The sequence below is a fragment of the Sphingobium sp. TCM1 genome, from assembly GCF_001650725.1.
GTDB lineage: Bacteria > Pseudomonadota > Alphaproteobacteria > Sphingomonadales > Sphingomonadaceae > Sphingobium.
The window spans coordinates 24,032-37,191 of sequence record NZ_LXVX01000023.1; the positions used below are offsets into that span (position 1 = coordinate 24,032).

The 13,160-nt window shown below is 62.1% G+C and carries 12 protein-coding genes and 1 pseudogene; 12 read left to right on the plus strand and 1 reads right to left on the minus strand.

What is annotated here, in order from left to right; all coding sequences use genetic code 11:
* Positions 1 to 15 precede the first annotated feature (15 nt).
* From A7Q26_RS15720 to istB, 10 genes and pseudogenes are all read left to right on the plus strand, one after another.
* Positions 16 to 1,806 (plus strand): acyl-CoA dehydrogenase C-terminal domain-containing protein, encoded by a 1,791-nt coding sequence (locus A7Q26_RS15720; RefSeq protein WP_017503705.1) that lies wholly within the window; start codon positions 16 to 18, stop codon positions 1,804 to 1,806.
* A complete protein-coding gene (locus tag A7Q26_RS15725) occupies positions 1,803 to 2,711 on the plus strand; it encodes an NAD(P)H-dependent flavin oxidoreductase (protein ID WP_017503706.1) in 909 nt (302 codons plus the stop codon). The genes A7Q26_RS15720 and A7Q26_RS15725 overlap by 4 nt, the downstream gene beginning before the upstream one ends.
* Positions 2,712 to 2,720: 9 nt before the next feature.
* Positions 2,721 to 3,464 (plus strand): electron transfer flavoprotein subunit beta/FixA family protein, encoded by a 744-nt coding sequence (locus A7Q26_RS15730; protein WP_066861525.1) that lies wholly within the window; start codon positions 2,721 to 2,723, stop codon positions 3,462 to 3,464.
* A 115-nt stretch (positions 3,465 to 3,579) separates the two neighbouring features.
* Complete coding sequence (locus tag A7Q26_RS15735) at positions 3,580 to 4,506, plus strand: electron transfer flavoprotein subunit alpha/FixB family protein (protein WP_004206978.1); 927 nt, start codon at positions 3,580 to 3,582, stop codon at positions 4,504 to 4,506.
* 8 nt (positions 4,507 to 4,514) lie between these two features.
* Positions 4,515 to 4,940, plus strand: coding sequence for a PaaI family thioesterase (locus A7Q26_RS15740; RefSeq protein WP_004206979.1), 426 nt, complete (start codon positions 4,515 to 4,517; stop codon positions 4,938 to 4,940).
* A 14-nt stretch (positions 4,941 to 4,954) separates the two neighbouring features.
* The gene (locus tag A7Q26_RS15745) at positions 4,955 to 5,254 is read left to right on the plus strand and encodes a polyhydroxyalkanoic acid system family protein (RefSeq protein WP_004206980.1); all 300 of its coding nucleotides are present in this window, start codon (positions 4,955 to 4,957) and stop codon (positions 5,252 to 5,254) included.
* 102 nt (positions 5,255 to 5,356) lie between these two features.
* A complete protein-coding gene (acpP, locus tag A7Q26_RS24705) occupies positions 5,357 to 5,596 on the plus strand; it encodes an acyl carrier protein (protein WP_004206981.1) in 240 nt (79 codons plus the stop codon).
* A gap of 295 nt (positions 5,597 to 5,891) precedes the next feature.
* Entirely contained in the window at positions 5,892 to 6,791 is a 900-nt protein-coding gene (locus tag A7Q26_RS15755) for an alpha/beta hydrolase family protein (protein ID WP_066861530.1), read from the plus strand.
* Between the two features lie 117 nt (positions 6,792 to 6,908).
* Positions 6,909 to 8,438 carry an IS21 family transposase gene (istA, locus tag A7Q26_RS15760; RefSeq protein ID WP_084439160.1) on the plus strand — a complete coding sequence of 510 codons (1,530 nt, stop codon included), beginning with the start codon at positions 6,909 to 6,911 and terminating at the stop codon, positions 8,436 to 8,438.
* 11 nt (positions 8,439 to 8,449) lie between these two features.
* Positions 8,450 to 9,189 (plus strand): annotated as a pseudogene (gene istB, locus A7Q26_RS15765) (IS21-like element helper ATPase IstB).
* Here istB and A7Q26_RS25650 read toward each other — a convergent pair.
* A complete protein-coding gene (locus A7Q26_RS25650; RefSeq protein ID WP_170978422.1) occupies positions 9,090 to 10,049 on the minus strand; it encodes a hypothetical protein in 960 nt (319 codons plus the stop codon). The pseudogene istB and the gene A7Q26_RS25650 sit on opposite strands and share 100 nt — an antisense overlap.
* An 89-nt stretch (positions 10,050 to 10,138) precedes the next feature.
* On the opposite strand from A7Q26_RS25650, the gene A7Q26_RS15770 reads away from it, so the two are divergent.
* Both A7Q26_RS15770 and A7Q26_RS15775 read left to right on the plus strand, forming a co-directional pair.
* Positions 10,139 to 11,569, plus strand: coding sequence for an aldehyde dehydrogenase family protein (locus tag A7Q26_RS15770; protein WP_037474520.1), 1,431 nt, complete (start codon positions 10,139 to 10,141; stop codon positions 11,567 to 11,569).
* A 4-nt stretch (positions 11,570 to 11,573) separates the two neighbouring features.
* Positions 11,574 to 13,151 carry a GMC family oxidoreductase gene (locus tag A7Q26_RS15775; RefSeq protein WP_066861536.1) on the plus strand — a complete coding sequence of 526 codons (1,578 nt, stop codon included), beginning with the start codon at positions 11,574 to 11,576 and terminating at the stop codon, positions 13,149 to 13,151.
* The last annotated feature ends 9 nt before the right edge of the window (positions 13,152 to 13,160 follow it).

Here is a 13,160-nt window from a genome sequence, read left to right on the forward strand (position 1 = left end):
TCAGGAGATATAAATATGCAAGTCTATGACGCCCCGTTGCGCGACATGCGCTTCGTGCTCAACGAACTCCATGCCGATGACGGCTTCGGGGATATTCCCGCGCTGTCGGAGTTCACACCGGATCTCACCGATGCGATCCTCGAGGAGGCGGCGCGCTTCTGTCGCGACGTCCTGTTGCCGATCAACCGGTCGGGCGACGAGGAGGGGTGTCATCTGGAAAACGGCGTCGTGCGGACGCCGGCGGGGTTCCCCGAAGCCTATAAGCAGTTCGCCGAAGGTGGCTGGACCGCGCTCGCATCCGATCCGGAATGGGGTGGGCAGGGGCTGCCGGAAGCGGTCAACAAGCTGGTCGAGGAGATGATCTGCTCGTCCAACCTCTCCTTCGGCCTCTACCCGGGCCTCACCCATGGTGCCACCACTGCGATCGAGGGCCATGGCAGTGACGCGCTCAAGCAGGCCTACCTGCCCAAGATGGTGAGCGGCCAGTGGTCCGGCACGATGTGCCTGACCGAGCCTCATTGCGGTACCGATCTCGGGCTCCTGCGCAGCCGCGCGGTCCCGCAGGGCGATGGCAGCTACAAGGTCACCGGCTCCAAGATCTTCATCTCCGCCGGTGAGCATGACCTGACCGAGAATATCATCCATCTCGTGCTCGCCCGCCTGCCCGACGCCCCCAAGGGCGTGAAGGGCATCAGCTTGTTTCTCGTCCCCAAATATCTGCCCAGGGAGGACGGTACTCCCGGTCAATCGAACGGCGTCGCCTGCGCCGCGATCGAGCACAAGATGGGTCTCAAGGCGTCGGCGACGTGCCAGATGAACTTCGATGATTCGATCGGCTGGATCGTCGGTGAGCCTGGCAAGGGCATGGCCGCCATGTTCACGATGATGAACACGGAGCGTGTCTCCGTCGGCATCCAGGGCCTGGGTGTGGGCGAGGCGGCGTATCAGGCGGCGGCCTGGTATGCGAAAGATCGTATTCAGGGTCGGGCGCTCTCGGGACCCAAATATCCCGATCAGGCAGCCGATCCGATCATCGTTCACCCCGATGTTCGCCGCATGTTGATGACGATGCGGGCTTATAATGAGGGATGCCGGGCGCTCTCGGCCTGGGTCTCGCGCGCCCTGGACGCGGAAAAACATTCTCCCGAACCCGAAGTGCGCCAGCGTGCGAGTGACTTCATTGCGCTCATGACCCCCGTCGTCAAAGCGCTCTTCACCGACCTTGCGTTCGACAGCGCGAACCTTGCGGTCCAATGCTATGGTGGCCACGGCTACATCCGCGAAAGCGGCGTCGAGCAATATGCCCGCGATGCCCGGATCACCATGATCTATGAGGGGACGAACGGCGTTCAGGCGCTCGATCTCGTCGGCCGCAAGCTCGGCGCCCATATGGGCCGCTATCTGCGCAGCTTCTTCCATCCGGTGTCGGCTTTCATCGAGGAAAACAACGTCGACGGACCGATGAAGCCGATGATCGAGGCGCTCGCCAAGGCGTTCGGGGCGCTGCAGCTTTCGACGGCCACGGTCGCGCAGCGGGCGCTCAAGGATCCCGAAGAGGCGGGCGCGGCGTCGGCGGACTATCTGCGTCTGATGGGCCTGGTGGCCATGGGCTATTGCTTTGCCAAGGCGACCAAGATCGCAGGCTTGCAGCTCTTCTTCGGCAGCGAGGACAAGCGCTTCTACGATGCCAAGATCAAGACGGCGACGTTCTTCTTCGAGCGTATCCTGCCTCAGGCGACCGCCAGCTTCCTGGCGATCAAGGCGGGCAAGAAGTCGCTGATGGCGCTGGAAGACGACGTGTTTTGACGCTTCCGGCAAGCCTCGAAAAGCGGCTGGCCATTCCAGCCATCGTTGCGCCGATGTTCCTTGTGTCGGGACCGGACCTTGTCGTCAGTTGCTGCGAGGCGGGACTGCTTGGTACTTTCCCGGCGCTCAACCAGCGCACCAGTCAAGGTTTCGGTGAATGGCTGGATGAAATCGAGGAGCGGCTGGCTCCCATGCCGGGAGCGGCGCCCTTCGGCGTCAACCTCATCGTCCATAAGAGCAATCCGAGGCTCGACGCCGATCTGGAACTGATCGTTCGGCACCATGTGCCATTGGTCATCACCTCGCTCGGCGCCATCGCGGATCTTGTCCAGGTGGTTCAGGGCTATGGCGGGCTGGTCTTTCACGACGTGACGAACGTGCGTCATGCGGAAAAGGCGCTCGAAGCTGGCGTCGACGGTCTGATCGCGGTCGCTGCCGGCGCGGGGGGACATGCCGGCACGATGAGCCCGTTCGCACTGGTTGACGAGATACGGCGCTTCTTCCAGGGGCCGCTGGCGCTTTCCGGCGCCATCACGCGCGGCCACCAGATCGCGGCCGCGCAGATGATGGGGGCCGATCTTGCCTATATCGGATCCCACTTCATCGCGTCGGAAGAGAGTCTCGCCTCGCCGGCACAGAAAGACATGGTGATCGGGGCCGGACCAGCGGATATCGTCTATACGGACCGGGTCACCGGCGTCGGGGCCAATTTTCTCCGGCCCTCGCTGGAAGCCGCGACTCTCCCTGAGCCACATGGCGCGCTTTCGGTTTCGGAGGAGGCCAAGGCCTGGAAGACGATCTGGTCGGCAGGCCACGGTGTCGGCGCTACCACTGCCGTCCAACCGGCCCGATCCATCTGTGAGAGACTCATTGCCGAATATCAGGCGGCATTACAATCAGAGTAGGATTGATCCATGAAGGTGCTTGTGCCCGTCAAGCGGGTTATCGATTATAATGTGAAACCGCGCGTGAAGGCGGATGGGACGGGCGTCGATTTGGCGAACGTGAAGATGTCGATGAACCCGTTCGACGAGATCGCCGTCGAAGAGGCTATCCGCCTCAAGGAAAAGGGAGTCGCGACCGAAATCGTGGTGGTGTCGATCGGCGTCGCCAAGGCGCAGGAAACGCTGCGCACCGCGCTCGCCATGGGGACCGACCGCGCGATCCTCGTCCAGACTGACGATGAGGTCGAGCCGCTCGCCGTCGCCAAGATCCTGAAGGCCATCGCCACCGAGGAGGCTCCAGGCCTGGTGATCCTCGGCAAGCAGGCCATCGACGATGATGCCAATCAGACCGGCCAGATGCTGGCAGCCCTTCTCGGTTGGGGGCAGGGCACATTCGCCAGCAAGGTCGAAGTATCGGGCGAGACTGTCGCGGTGACCCGTGAGGTGGATGGCGGTCTGGAGACCGTAAGCCTCAAACTGCCGGCGATCGTGACGACCGATCTGCGTCTCAACGAACCGCGCTATGCGAGCCTGCCCAATATCATGAAGGCCAAATCCAAGCCGCTGGCGACGAAGACGCCGGCCGATCTCGGTGTTGAGATCGCCTCGCGCCTCAAGACGCTCAAGGTGACCGAACCCCCCAAGCGCTCGGCGGGCATCAAGGTGGCCGACGTCGATGAATTGGTCGCCAGGCTCAAGGAAATGGCGATTTGATAAACTTTCAAACGCGCCGAACTTGCCGAACCTCTCCCATGCAAGTGACGGCGCACCCCGCTTCATCCTGTGCGCACAGAGATGAAGCGGGGGCGGATTTCTCGGAGAATAAGTTATGAATACGCTCGTCTGGGTTGAACATGACAATGCGTCGGTCAAGGATGCGACGCTATCGGCCGTCACCGCCGCTGCCAAACTTGGTGAGGTCCATCTGCTGGTTGCCGGTGCGGGCATCGGCGGCGTGGCCGAGGCTGCTGCGAAGGTCGCGGGTGTCGCCAAAGTCGTAACGTTCGACGATGCGGCGTTCAAACACGCTTTGCCCGAGAATGTCGCGCCGGCCGTCGCGGACCTGATGCGCGGCTATGACGCGTTCGTTGCGCCTTCCACTTCGAATGGCAAGAACATCGCGCCGCGCGTGGCGGCCTTGCTTGATGTGATGCAGGTCAGCGACATCCTGTCGGTGGAAAGCGCTGACACGTTCACGCGTCCCATCTACGCGGGAAATGCGATCGCGACGGTCCAGTCGTCTGATGCAAAGAAGGTTATCACGGTGCGTGGCACAGCCTTCGAGAAGGCGGCCCGCGAGGGTGGCTCGGCCAGTATCGAGGCTGCGACGGGCACGGATGCGGGACTTTCCAGCTTCGTGGGTGCCGAGATCGCCCAGTCCGAGCGCCCGGAACTCACCTCGGCCAAAATCATCGTCTCGGGCGGGCGAGCGCTGGGCTCGGCCGGGCAGTTTCATGGCGTGATCGATCCGCTGGCCGACAAGCTGGGCGCGGGTGTGGGCGCAAGCCGCGCAGCGGTCGATGCTGGCTATGCGCCCAACGATTTTCAGGTCGGCCAGACCGGCAAGATCGTGGCGCCGGAAGTCTATGTCGCCGTCGGCATATCGGGTGCGATTCAGCACCTTGCTGGCATGAAGGATAGCAAGACCATCATCGCGATCAACAAGGATGAGGACGCGCCCATCTTCCAGGTCGCCGATATCGGCCTGGTCGGCGACCTCTTCAAGATCGTTCCTGAACTGACCGAAAAGCTTTGAGGTAAGCGATGACCGGTCTGGAAGAGATCGAACAGTTCATGGCGGCCGGCACCCGGCCGCCCATGATGGACCTGTTCGACATCGATCTGCTTGAGGCGGAGGAGGGGAAGGTCGTCTTTGTCGCGACGCCCACCTCGCAGACCTACAATTTCATGGGCATCGCCCATGGTGGCTATGCCGCGACGCTGCTGGATTCGGCCTGCGGCATCGCGGCGAACTCCGCGGCCCAAGTGCCCATCAACTGCGTCACGCTCGAACTCAAGGTCGCCTATCATGCGCCCTTGACCGACAGGGTCGGGATGGTCCGTGCAATCGGCCAGGTGGTGTCGATGGGCAAGAGGGTGGCGCATACCGAGGCGCGTCTGATCGACATGGCCGGCAAACTCTATGCCTCCGCGACATCGACCTTGCTGCTCGTCGATCGGGCGGCCTGAACAGGAAAGAAGATATGGAAGTCGTTATCCCGCACAGCCTTGGTAAAATCGAAGCGAAGAGCAGGATCGAGGCCGGCCTGCCCAAGCTGGCAGCGCATATCCCGGGAGGCGGTTCGCTCAGTTCCGAGTGGGTATCGGACTACGCACTACACTTGGTCATCGGGGCGATGGGGCAGAATATCCCGGTGCAACTCGACATTGAGGATAGCGAGATTCGCGGCGACGTCAGCGTACCGCTGTTCCTCAAAATGATGTCAGGACAGATTTCGGATTTTGTGAAAACGAGCGCCGAGAAAATGCTCAGCAAGGCATGATGAATTTACTGGCCGCAGGACAATATCGTTGCTCTGCGATGATTGAGTTTACGAGAATCTGCCCTGTTTCCTAGCCGATAGTGTCCGCGCGAGGGCTTTGTGATGGAAGAAATCGCTCCCCGAGTTTTCAGGATCATTAGCCGTCAGCTCGGCGTCTATCCGGATCAGATTGCCCTTGCTTCGTCTTTCTACGATGACATCGGCGTGGATAGTCTCGATGTGCTGGAAGTTGTGATGGCGCTTGAAGACGAATTCGGACTCACTATCCCGGATGAAGCCGCCGGTGAGGTCAAAACAGTAGAGGATGCGGTCAAGCTGGTCGAAGCATGGATAGCCAAGTGAGATAAAACCCACGATCCTCTGAAACCGCAATTCACGACGACAATGAAATCTAGATAGCTCTTTGGTCGCCTGACGTATCACTTCCATGATCAAGGCTACCGTGATCGCGCATAGCCGCAATATGCTTTGCGCCAGAAACGGGATTTCATCTATCGCTTTGCCCACTCGATGACGGAATGGTGTTTCCGAAAAGAATATAGCGAACCATGTTATCTAATGACGAATTGCTGTCTTCTCACATTTGACGAACTGGCTGGTAACGTCGGAGCGGGAAGATGCATGAAAGAGGTAGATCATGCGATACCGTTCATTAGGCCTGGCTACAGTCTTGATTGTCACGAGCACCGCTTGGGCGCAGACGCCGTCGGATAACCAACATGCGCTGATCGGACCGCCCCAACTCCACGCCCTTCCCGTCACCGCTCCGACGCTCGTCGAGGCCTATGGTCCTGATCCTCTGCAGATCGGTGAACTGCGCTTGCCTGCAGGTCCTGGCCCGTTTCCCGTCGTCATGGTCATTCACGGTGGCTGCTGGACCAAAGGCTATGAGACACTGGCAGGCACGGCGCCGTTGGCGAGCGCCTTGACGGACAAGGGCGTGGCGACATGGAATATAGAGTATCGACAGGTTGGTGACACCCGCGGCGGGTGGCCTGGGACCTTCCAGGATTGGGGAGCGGCGCTCGATCACTTGAGGGTGCTGGCACGAACCCAGCCTCTGGACCTGAAGCATGTGGTGACGGTGGGACATTCTGCCGGCGCCCACGCTGCCCTGTGGCTGGCGGCCCGTCCCAGATTGCCTGCCGACAGCGAGGTCCGCGGCGCTGATCCACTGAAGGTTTCCGCCGCGGTCGCCATCGACGGCCCAGGCGACCTGCGAACCCTGTACGGGTTCGACAAGGATATTTGCGGCCGCCCGATCTTCGTCAACCTGTTCGGGGGCGCTCCTGACGCACAGGCGGGCCGCTACCGTCAGGCAAATCCGATCGAATGGCTGCCTCTGGCCGTGCCTCAATTCATGGTCGCTTCCGTCGTGCTGGAGCCTTCAGCCGCGCAAGCCTATGCAGCAGCCGCACAGTCGGCCGGCGATAAGGCGACGGTGATCACCCTGGAGAATGTGCTGATTCCGAGGGAAGCCGCCCCCTCATTCCGAAATGATGCCGCCCCCCTGTTCCGAGAATTACTCGCCCCCTGATTCCGAGATGATGTCGCCCCCTTGGCGGGGATGACGATGAAGGTCCGCTGCTGGGATTAGGTTTGCTTCCTTTGGGTTGTCCGAGGGAGGGAGCCGATGTCGGCGGAGCGATTGAGTATGCGACGGGTTCGCGAGATTTTACGGTACCGGTTTGAGCAGGGGCTGGGTCACAAGGCGATTTCGTATCGGGTGGGCGCCGCGCCCTCGACGGTGCGCGAGACGCTGAGGCGGGCAGCGGTCGCGGGTCTGGCTTGGCCGCTGGGCGCGGATGTCAGCGATGCCGTTCTGGAGGCGGCGCTTTACCGCGCGGCTGGCACCAAGACCGGCCATCGCCGCTGCCCTGAACCGGACTGGGCAGCGATCCATCGCGAGTTGAAGCGCAAGCATGTGACGCTGCAGATCGTGTGGGACGAATATATCGCTCAGCATCCGGAAGGTTATCGCTACAGCCGGTTCTGCGATCTCTATCGTGGCTGGGCGGCGAAGCTGCCGGTCACGATGCGGCAGACCCACGCCGCCGGCGAGAAGCTGTTCGTCGACTATGCGGGCGACAAGGTGGCTGTCGTGGTCGACCGGCTGACCGGCGAAATCCGCGACGCGCACATCTTCGTGGCGGTGTTGGGTGCATCGAGCCTGTCCTATGCCGAGGCGAGCTGGACCGAGACGCTGCCCGACTGGATCGCGGCGCACGTGCGGGCGCTGGAAGCCTTCGGCGGCGCGCCTGCCCTGTTCGTGCCGGACAATGCCAAGGTCGCGGTGATCAAGGCCTGCCTTTACGATCCACAGGTCAACCGCAGCTATGCCGAGATGGCGGCACATTACGACAGCGCGGTGCTGCCGACCCGTCCGCGCCGCCCACGCGACAAGGCCAAGGTGGAGGCCTGCGTGCTGATCGTCGAGCGCTGGCTGTTCGGGCGCCTTCGGCATCGGATCTTCTATAGCCTGACCGAACTCAACGCCGCGATCGGCGACCTGCTCGCCGACCTCAATGACCGCCGTATCATGCGCCGCGTGGGCCAGACCCGGCGCCAGCTGTTCGAGGCCATCGACAGGCCTGCGCTGAAAGCTCTGCCGCTGGAACCCTATGTCTTCGCCGAATGGCGGCGGCGGCGCGCTGGTCTCGATTATCATGTCGAGATCGAGCGCCATTATTACTCGGTCCCGTATCGCTTCGCGCGCGAGCCGGTCGAGGCGCGGATCACCGCGCGTACGATCGAACTGTTCCACAAGGGTGAACGGATCGCCGCCCATATGCGCGGCTCCGGCAATGGCCGGCACACGACGATATCCGAGCATATGCCGTCATCGCACCGGCGCTTCGCCGACTGGACGATCGAACGCATCGCCACCGAGGCGGCCGCGATCGGCCCCTGTGCCGCCCTGCTGTGCGAGAAAATCCTGACCGATCGCCCGCATCCCGAGCAGGGCTTCCGGGCCTGCCTGGGCATCGTGCGCCTGGTGAAGGGCTTCGGCCGCGAACGGGTCGAAGCGGCGTGCAGCCGGGCGCTCGATATCGGCGCACGCACCTATGGATCGGTCCGATCGATCCTCGACAACCGGCTCGATCAGGCGCCCGCGCCCCGGCAGGCGCGCGACGATCGGACGATCACCCACCCGAATATCCGGGGTTCCCGCTACTATCACTGAAGGAGATCATGATGCTTCAACATCCCACTCTCGACCGGCTGAACGCAATGGGGCTGGCTGGCATGGCCAGGGCGTTCGACGAACTGGCCGCCAATGCCGAAGCCGAGCGGCTCACCCATCCCGAATGGCTGGCGCTGCTGCTCGACCGCGAATGGAGCTTCCGCCACGACCGCAAGCTGGCCGCCCGGCTGCGGTTCGCCAAGCTGCGCCATCAGGCAACCCCCGAGGATGTCGATTATCGCAGCCATCGAGGTCTCGACCGGGGACTGTTCCTCAAGCTCGTCGCTGGTGACTGGATCGCCGCTCGCGACAATCTCGTCATCTGCGGCCCGACTGGCGTCGGGAAATCATGGCGGCCTGCGCGCTAGGCCATAAGGCCTGCCGCGACGACCGTTCGGTGCTGTATCAGCGGGTGCCCAAGCTGTTCGCCAGCCTGGCGTTGGCACGCGGCGACGGACGCTACGCCCGCATCCTGGCCAAGCTCGGCAGCGTTCAGCTCCTGATTCTTGATGACTGGGGGCTTGAGCCACTCGATGCTCATGCCCGCTACGACCTCCTCGAAATCCTAGAAGAGCGTTATGGCCGTCGCTCGACGATGGTCACCAGCCAGCTGCCGATCGCGGCGTGGCACGAGGTGATCGGCGATCCGACCTATGCCGACGCCATCCTCGACAGGCTCGTCCACAACGCCCACCGCCTGGACCTCGACGGTGACAGCATGCGCCGGGTCAAATCCCCTTCAGAGGCTTGACGGCCGGCACGAACGAAATAACAACAGACGTAGCCAGCACGGCCCTGTCTCCGGGGGGGCGACATCATCTCGGAACGAAGGGGCGCAATCATCTCGGAAACGAGGGGCGGCTTCATCGGAATCGGCACGCGCAGGGCAAAATCGTGGCTTTCGGCATCGAGGGGAGCGATTAATGCCGCCTTTTTCAGCCATGTGCGCAGAGCGGGCGATAAGGGTGCCAACACCATCTGATCGAGATAACAGATGATCTCGGGCCATAAATGCAGTGGCTGCATCCGGTGGGATACACGGCCCGCGATGCGGCACAATGCGGGCCAACCCTGTGTGTCCGATATGATCCGGTCGAGGGCTGAAGGGAGCCGGATCAATTCCTTCAGATCCTGGGCGCGGCAGGCCAGGGCATCGGGGCCGACTTCCTGCCAGTCAGCGTTGAGGACGCCAAATCCCCAGGGGGCGGAGGTTGCAAGGACCGCTCGCCAATCATCGGGAAGAGCATCCATCATGTCTCTTGTCAGCGTTTCGAGATGCGGCGCTTCCTGAACATCATCGAGGCAAATAATCCCGGGCCTGTCCTGATGCCATATCCATTGGAGAATGGACTCGATGTCCGCGGCGGTTCCGGCCTGAAAGGCGAGGCGACGCAGGGTGCCCTTCTTTGTGTCGTCGCTTGCAAGACTTGCCCAAAGCGCCGGGCGACCAGTGTCCGCCGCCTCCTTCCAACCGGCCGCGAGCGTCGCCGATTTGCCGTAGCCGCAAGGTGCGCGCAGCAGGCTGACGCGCGCGGTCAATTCCACACGGCGAAGTGCCGTTTCCGCCAGTCGCGAAAGCAGCGTTGGAGTCCATTCGGTTCCCAGGCCCATGTCGGGTCGATACTACATGCTCGTGTAGTTCCCTATTGCTTTTGCGCTCGTAAGACTCGCGCGAAGGTCATGTTTTCGACGAGAATGAAATGATTGAAGAGAGCCATTCGATTTCGCAGGAACCCTGTGATGGCCGCCCGGTGGAAATGCTCTTCACCGCGCAAAAGGCAATGTCGGACGAGCGCCGGATGCGCTTTGGCCTTGCTGAAAGACGCGCTGCGCTGGCGCGCCTCGCGGCTGCCATACGAAAGTTCGAAGGGGAGATCGTCCAGGCCATGGCGACCGACTTCGGCAAGCCGGAGGCCGAAGTGTTTCTGACGGAAATTCTTCCGGTCATGCAGGAAATCCGCCACAGCCGTCGTAATCTGCGCCGATGGATGCGGCCAGTCCATGTCGGACCGACATTGATCGGTTTCGGCACGGCCGGACGGATCGTGCCGCAGCCACGCGGCGTGTGCCTTATCATCGCGCCCTGGAATTACCCATTCAATCTCTGCCTGGGGCCGCTTGTCTCCTGCCTTGCTGCCGGCAACAGCGCTATCCTGAAGCCTTCGGAGATGACACCTGCTACCTCGGGCGTCATCGCGCGGCTGATCGCCGACACATTTCCGCCAGACTTGGTTACCGTCGCCCTCGGCGGGAAGGAGATGTCTCAGGCCCTGCTCGCGCTGCCCTTCGATCATATCTTCTTCACCGGCAGCCCCGAGGTCGGGAAAGTCGTAATGCAGGCAGCCTCCCGCCACCTGACCTCCGTTACGCTGGAACTGGGTGGCAAGTCGCCCACGATCGTGGGACCGGATGCCGACATAGAGACGGCCGCCAGTTGGATCGCCTTCGGCAAATTCTCCAATGCCGGTCAAACCTGCATCGCGCCCGATCATGTGTTCGTCCACGCTTCGATCCGCGACCGGTTCGTGGAAGCGCTGCGCCGCCGGATCGCCGCCGCTTATGGTTCGGGCATGACGAGCCCCTATCTCGCAAGGATCGTCAATGATCGCCATGCGGACAGACTGGGGGGCCTGATTGCGGATGCCCTGGCCACGGGCGGGCGGATCATTGTCGGCGGCGAAAGGCAGGGAAGGGCGCTGGCGCCCACAGTGCTGGAGGCGATCGCTCCCGAGGCGGCGATCGACCATGAGGAGATATTCGGTCCCGTCCTGCCGGTCCTGACCTATGATGACATTGAAACCGTGATCGGTCGGATCAACGCAAGACCCAAGCCGCTGGCGCTTTATGTGTTCGATCGTGACCGGGCGAGAGTGGATCATATCCTGGCGGCCACGACTTCCGGCAGTGCAGGCGTCAACCTTACCATCGTCCAATACGTCCACGATCATCTGCCGTTCGGCGGTGTGAACAATTCCGGGATCGGGGCGGCACATGGCCATCACGGGTTCCGGACTTTCAGTCATGAGCGCGCCGTTCTCCAGAACCGCTTCTCCGCTCTGCCTCTCGTCTTTCCTCCCTATTCGGGCCGGGCAGCGCGTCTGATCCGACTTGCCAAACGCTTTCTGGGGTAAATCCATGTACGACTATATCATCATTGGCGGCGGCTCGGCCGGCTGCGTCATGGCCAACCGCCTTTCTGCTGATTCGGATAAAGCTGTCTGCCTCATCGAGGCGGGGCCGCGCGATCGCAATCCCTTCATTCACATGCCGCTTGGCGTCAGCGTCATTGCCCGCACGGGATGGGTGAACTGGAACTGTGAGACCGAAGTCGAGCCTCACCTTAACAACCGGCGGCTCTATTGGCCGCGCGGCAAGACGCTGGGTGGCAGCAACTCGATCAATGCAATGGTCTACATTCGCGGCGATCGGGCGGACTATGAGGGCTGGGGGGCGGCCGCCGGAGCTGACTGGGACTGGCCGCGCATGCGCGAGCTTTTTATCGCGCTCGAAAACAATCAGGCTATCCACGACGAGCATCATGGCAATGCCGGGCCACTTTGCGTCTCCAATCTTGGGCGAGTGAACCCACTTACGGAAGACTTCGTCGAAGCTGGGGTGGAACTGCACTACCCGCGAAATCCCGACTTCAATGGCGTGAGCCAGGAAGGCTTTGGTGTCTATCAGGTGACCCAGAAAGACGGGCAACGGTTCAGCACGGCGCGAGCGTTTCTCGATCCGGCTCGCTCGCGCAAGAATCTCGCCATCGAAACGAACGGCCTCGTCGAACGGATACTGTTCAAGGACCGTCGCGCCATCGGGGTCCGCGTCGGCGGCCGGGACCTGCTGCTGCGCCCCGGTGGAGAGGTGATCCTTTCGGCTGGCGCGGTCAATTCGCCGCAGATTCTGATGCTGTCGGGCGTCGGCCCGGCGAGCGAACTCAGGCAGCATGGCATAGAGATCGTTCTGGATGCGCCCGAAGTCGGAGCCAATCTCGCCGATCACCTCGACTATACGGCTGTGGCAACCACGGCCGATCGCGAAGGATTTGGAGTGGCGCCCAGTTTCCTGCCTCGTGCGATACGCGGCGCATGGAGCTATTTCCTTCATCATGAAGGCGAATTGACGTCAAATGCCTCGGAGGGCGGCGCTTTCCTCAAATCCGACGCCGGCCGGGAGCGGCCCAATCTTCAATTCCATTTCCTGCCGGCGATCCTGCGTGACCATGGCCGCAAGACAGCCTTCGGCTACGGAATGACCGTGCATGTCTGCGACCTTCTACCGAAGAGCCGCGGCAGGATCGGGCTCAAGATCGCCGATCCCACGGCTCATCCGCGCATAGAGGGCAATTATCTCAGTCATCCCGATGATGTGGGCGTCTTGCTGAATGGCGCGAAGCTAGCCCGCAAGCTCCTTCATGCGCCGGCGCTCGCCCGTCACTTGCGCGAGGAGGTGCGACCGGGACCCGCGGTCCAGACCGACGAGGCTCTGATCGACGACATCCGCGCGCGCGCTGAAACAATCTATCATCCGGTAGGAACATGCCGCATGGGCAGTGACTCGGCATCCGTGGTCGATCCGGCAGCCCGTGTACGTGGCATTGACGGTTTGCGCGTGGTCGATGCATCGATCATGCCGTCGATCGTGTCGGGCAACACTAACGCGCCTACCATGGCGATCGCGGAAAATGTCGCGCAAATGATGATCCGGCCTTGAGGAAGAATG

Bases quoted from the DNA above. Each gene is read 5' to 3' on its own strand.
- A7Q26_RS15745 (WP_004206980.1), top strand. From the start codon at position 4,955: ATGGAAGTCGTTATCCCGCACAGCCTTGGTAAAATCGAAGCGAAGAGC.
- A7Q26_RS15730 (WP_066861525.1), top strand. From the start codon at position 2,721: ATGAAGGTGCTTGTGCCCGTCAAGCGGGTTATCGATTATAATGTGAAA.
- istA (WP_084439160.1), top strand. From the start codon at position 6,909: ATGCGACGGGTTCGCGAGATTTTACGGTACCGGTTTGAGCAGGGGCTG.
- acpP (WP_004206981.1), top strand. From the start codon at position 5,357: ATGGAAGAAATCGCTCCCCGAGTTTTCAGGATCATTAGCCGTCAGCTC.
- A7Q26_RS15740 (WP_004206979.1), top strand. From the start codon at position 4,515: ATGACCGGTCTGGAAGAGATCGAACAGTTCATGGCGGCCGGCACCCGG.
- A7Q26_RS15755 (WP_066861530.1), top strand. From the start codon at position 5,892: ATGCGATACCGTTCATTAGGCCTGGCTACAGTCTTGATTGTCACGAGC.
- A7Q26_RS15720 (WP_017503705.1), top strand. From the start codon at position 16: ATGCAAGTCTATGACGCCCCGTTGCGCGACATGCGCTTCGTGCTCAAC.
- A7Q26_RS15775 (WP_066861536.1), top strand. From the start codon at position 11,574: ATGTACGACTATATCATCATTGGCGGCGGCTCGGCCGGCTGCGTCATG.
- A7Q26_RS25650 (WP_170978422.1), bottom strand. From the start codon at position 10,049: ATGGGCCTGGGAACCGAATGGACTCCAACGCTGCTTTCGCGACTGGCG.
- A7Q26_RS15770 (WP_037474520.1), top strand. From the start codon at position 10,139: ATGATTGAAGAGAGCCATTCGATTTCGCAGGAACCCTGTGATGGCCGC.
- A7Q26_RS15735 (WP_004206978.1), top strand. From the start codon at position 3,580: ATGAATACGCTCGTCTGGGTTGAACATGACAATGCGTCGGTCAAGGAT.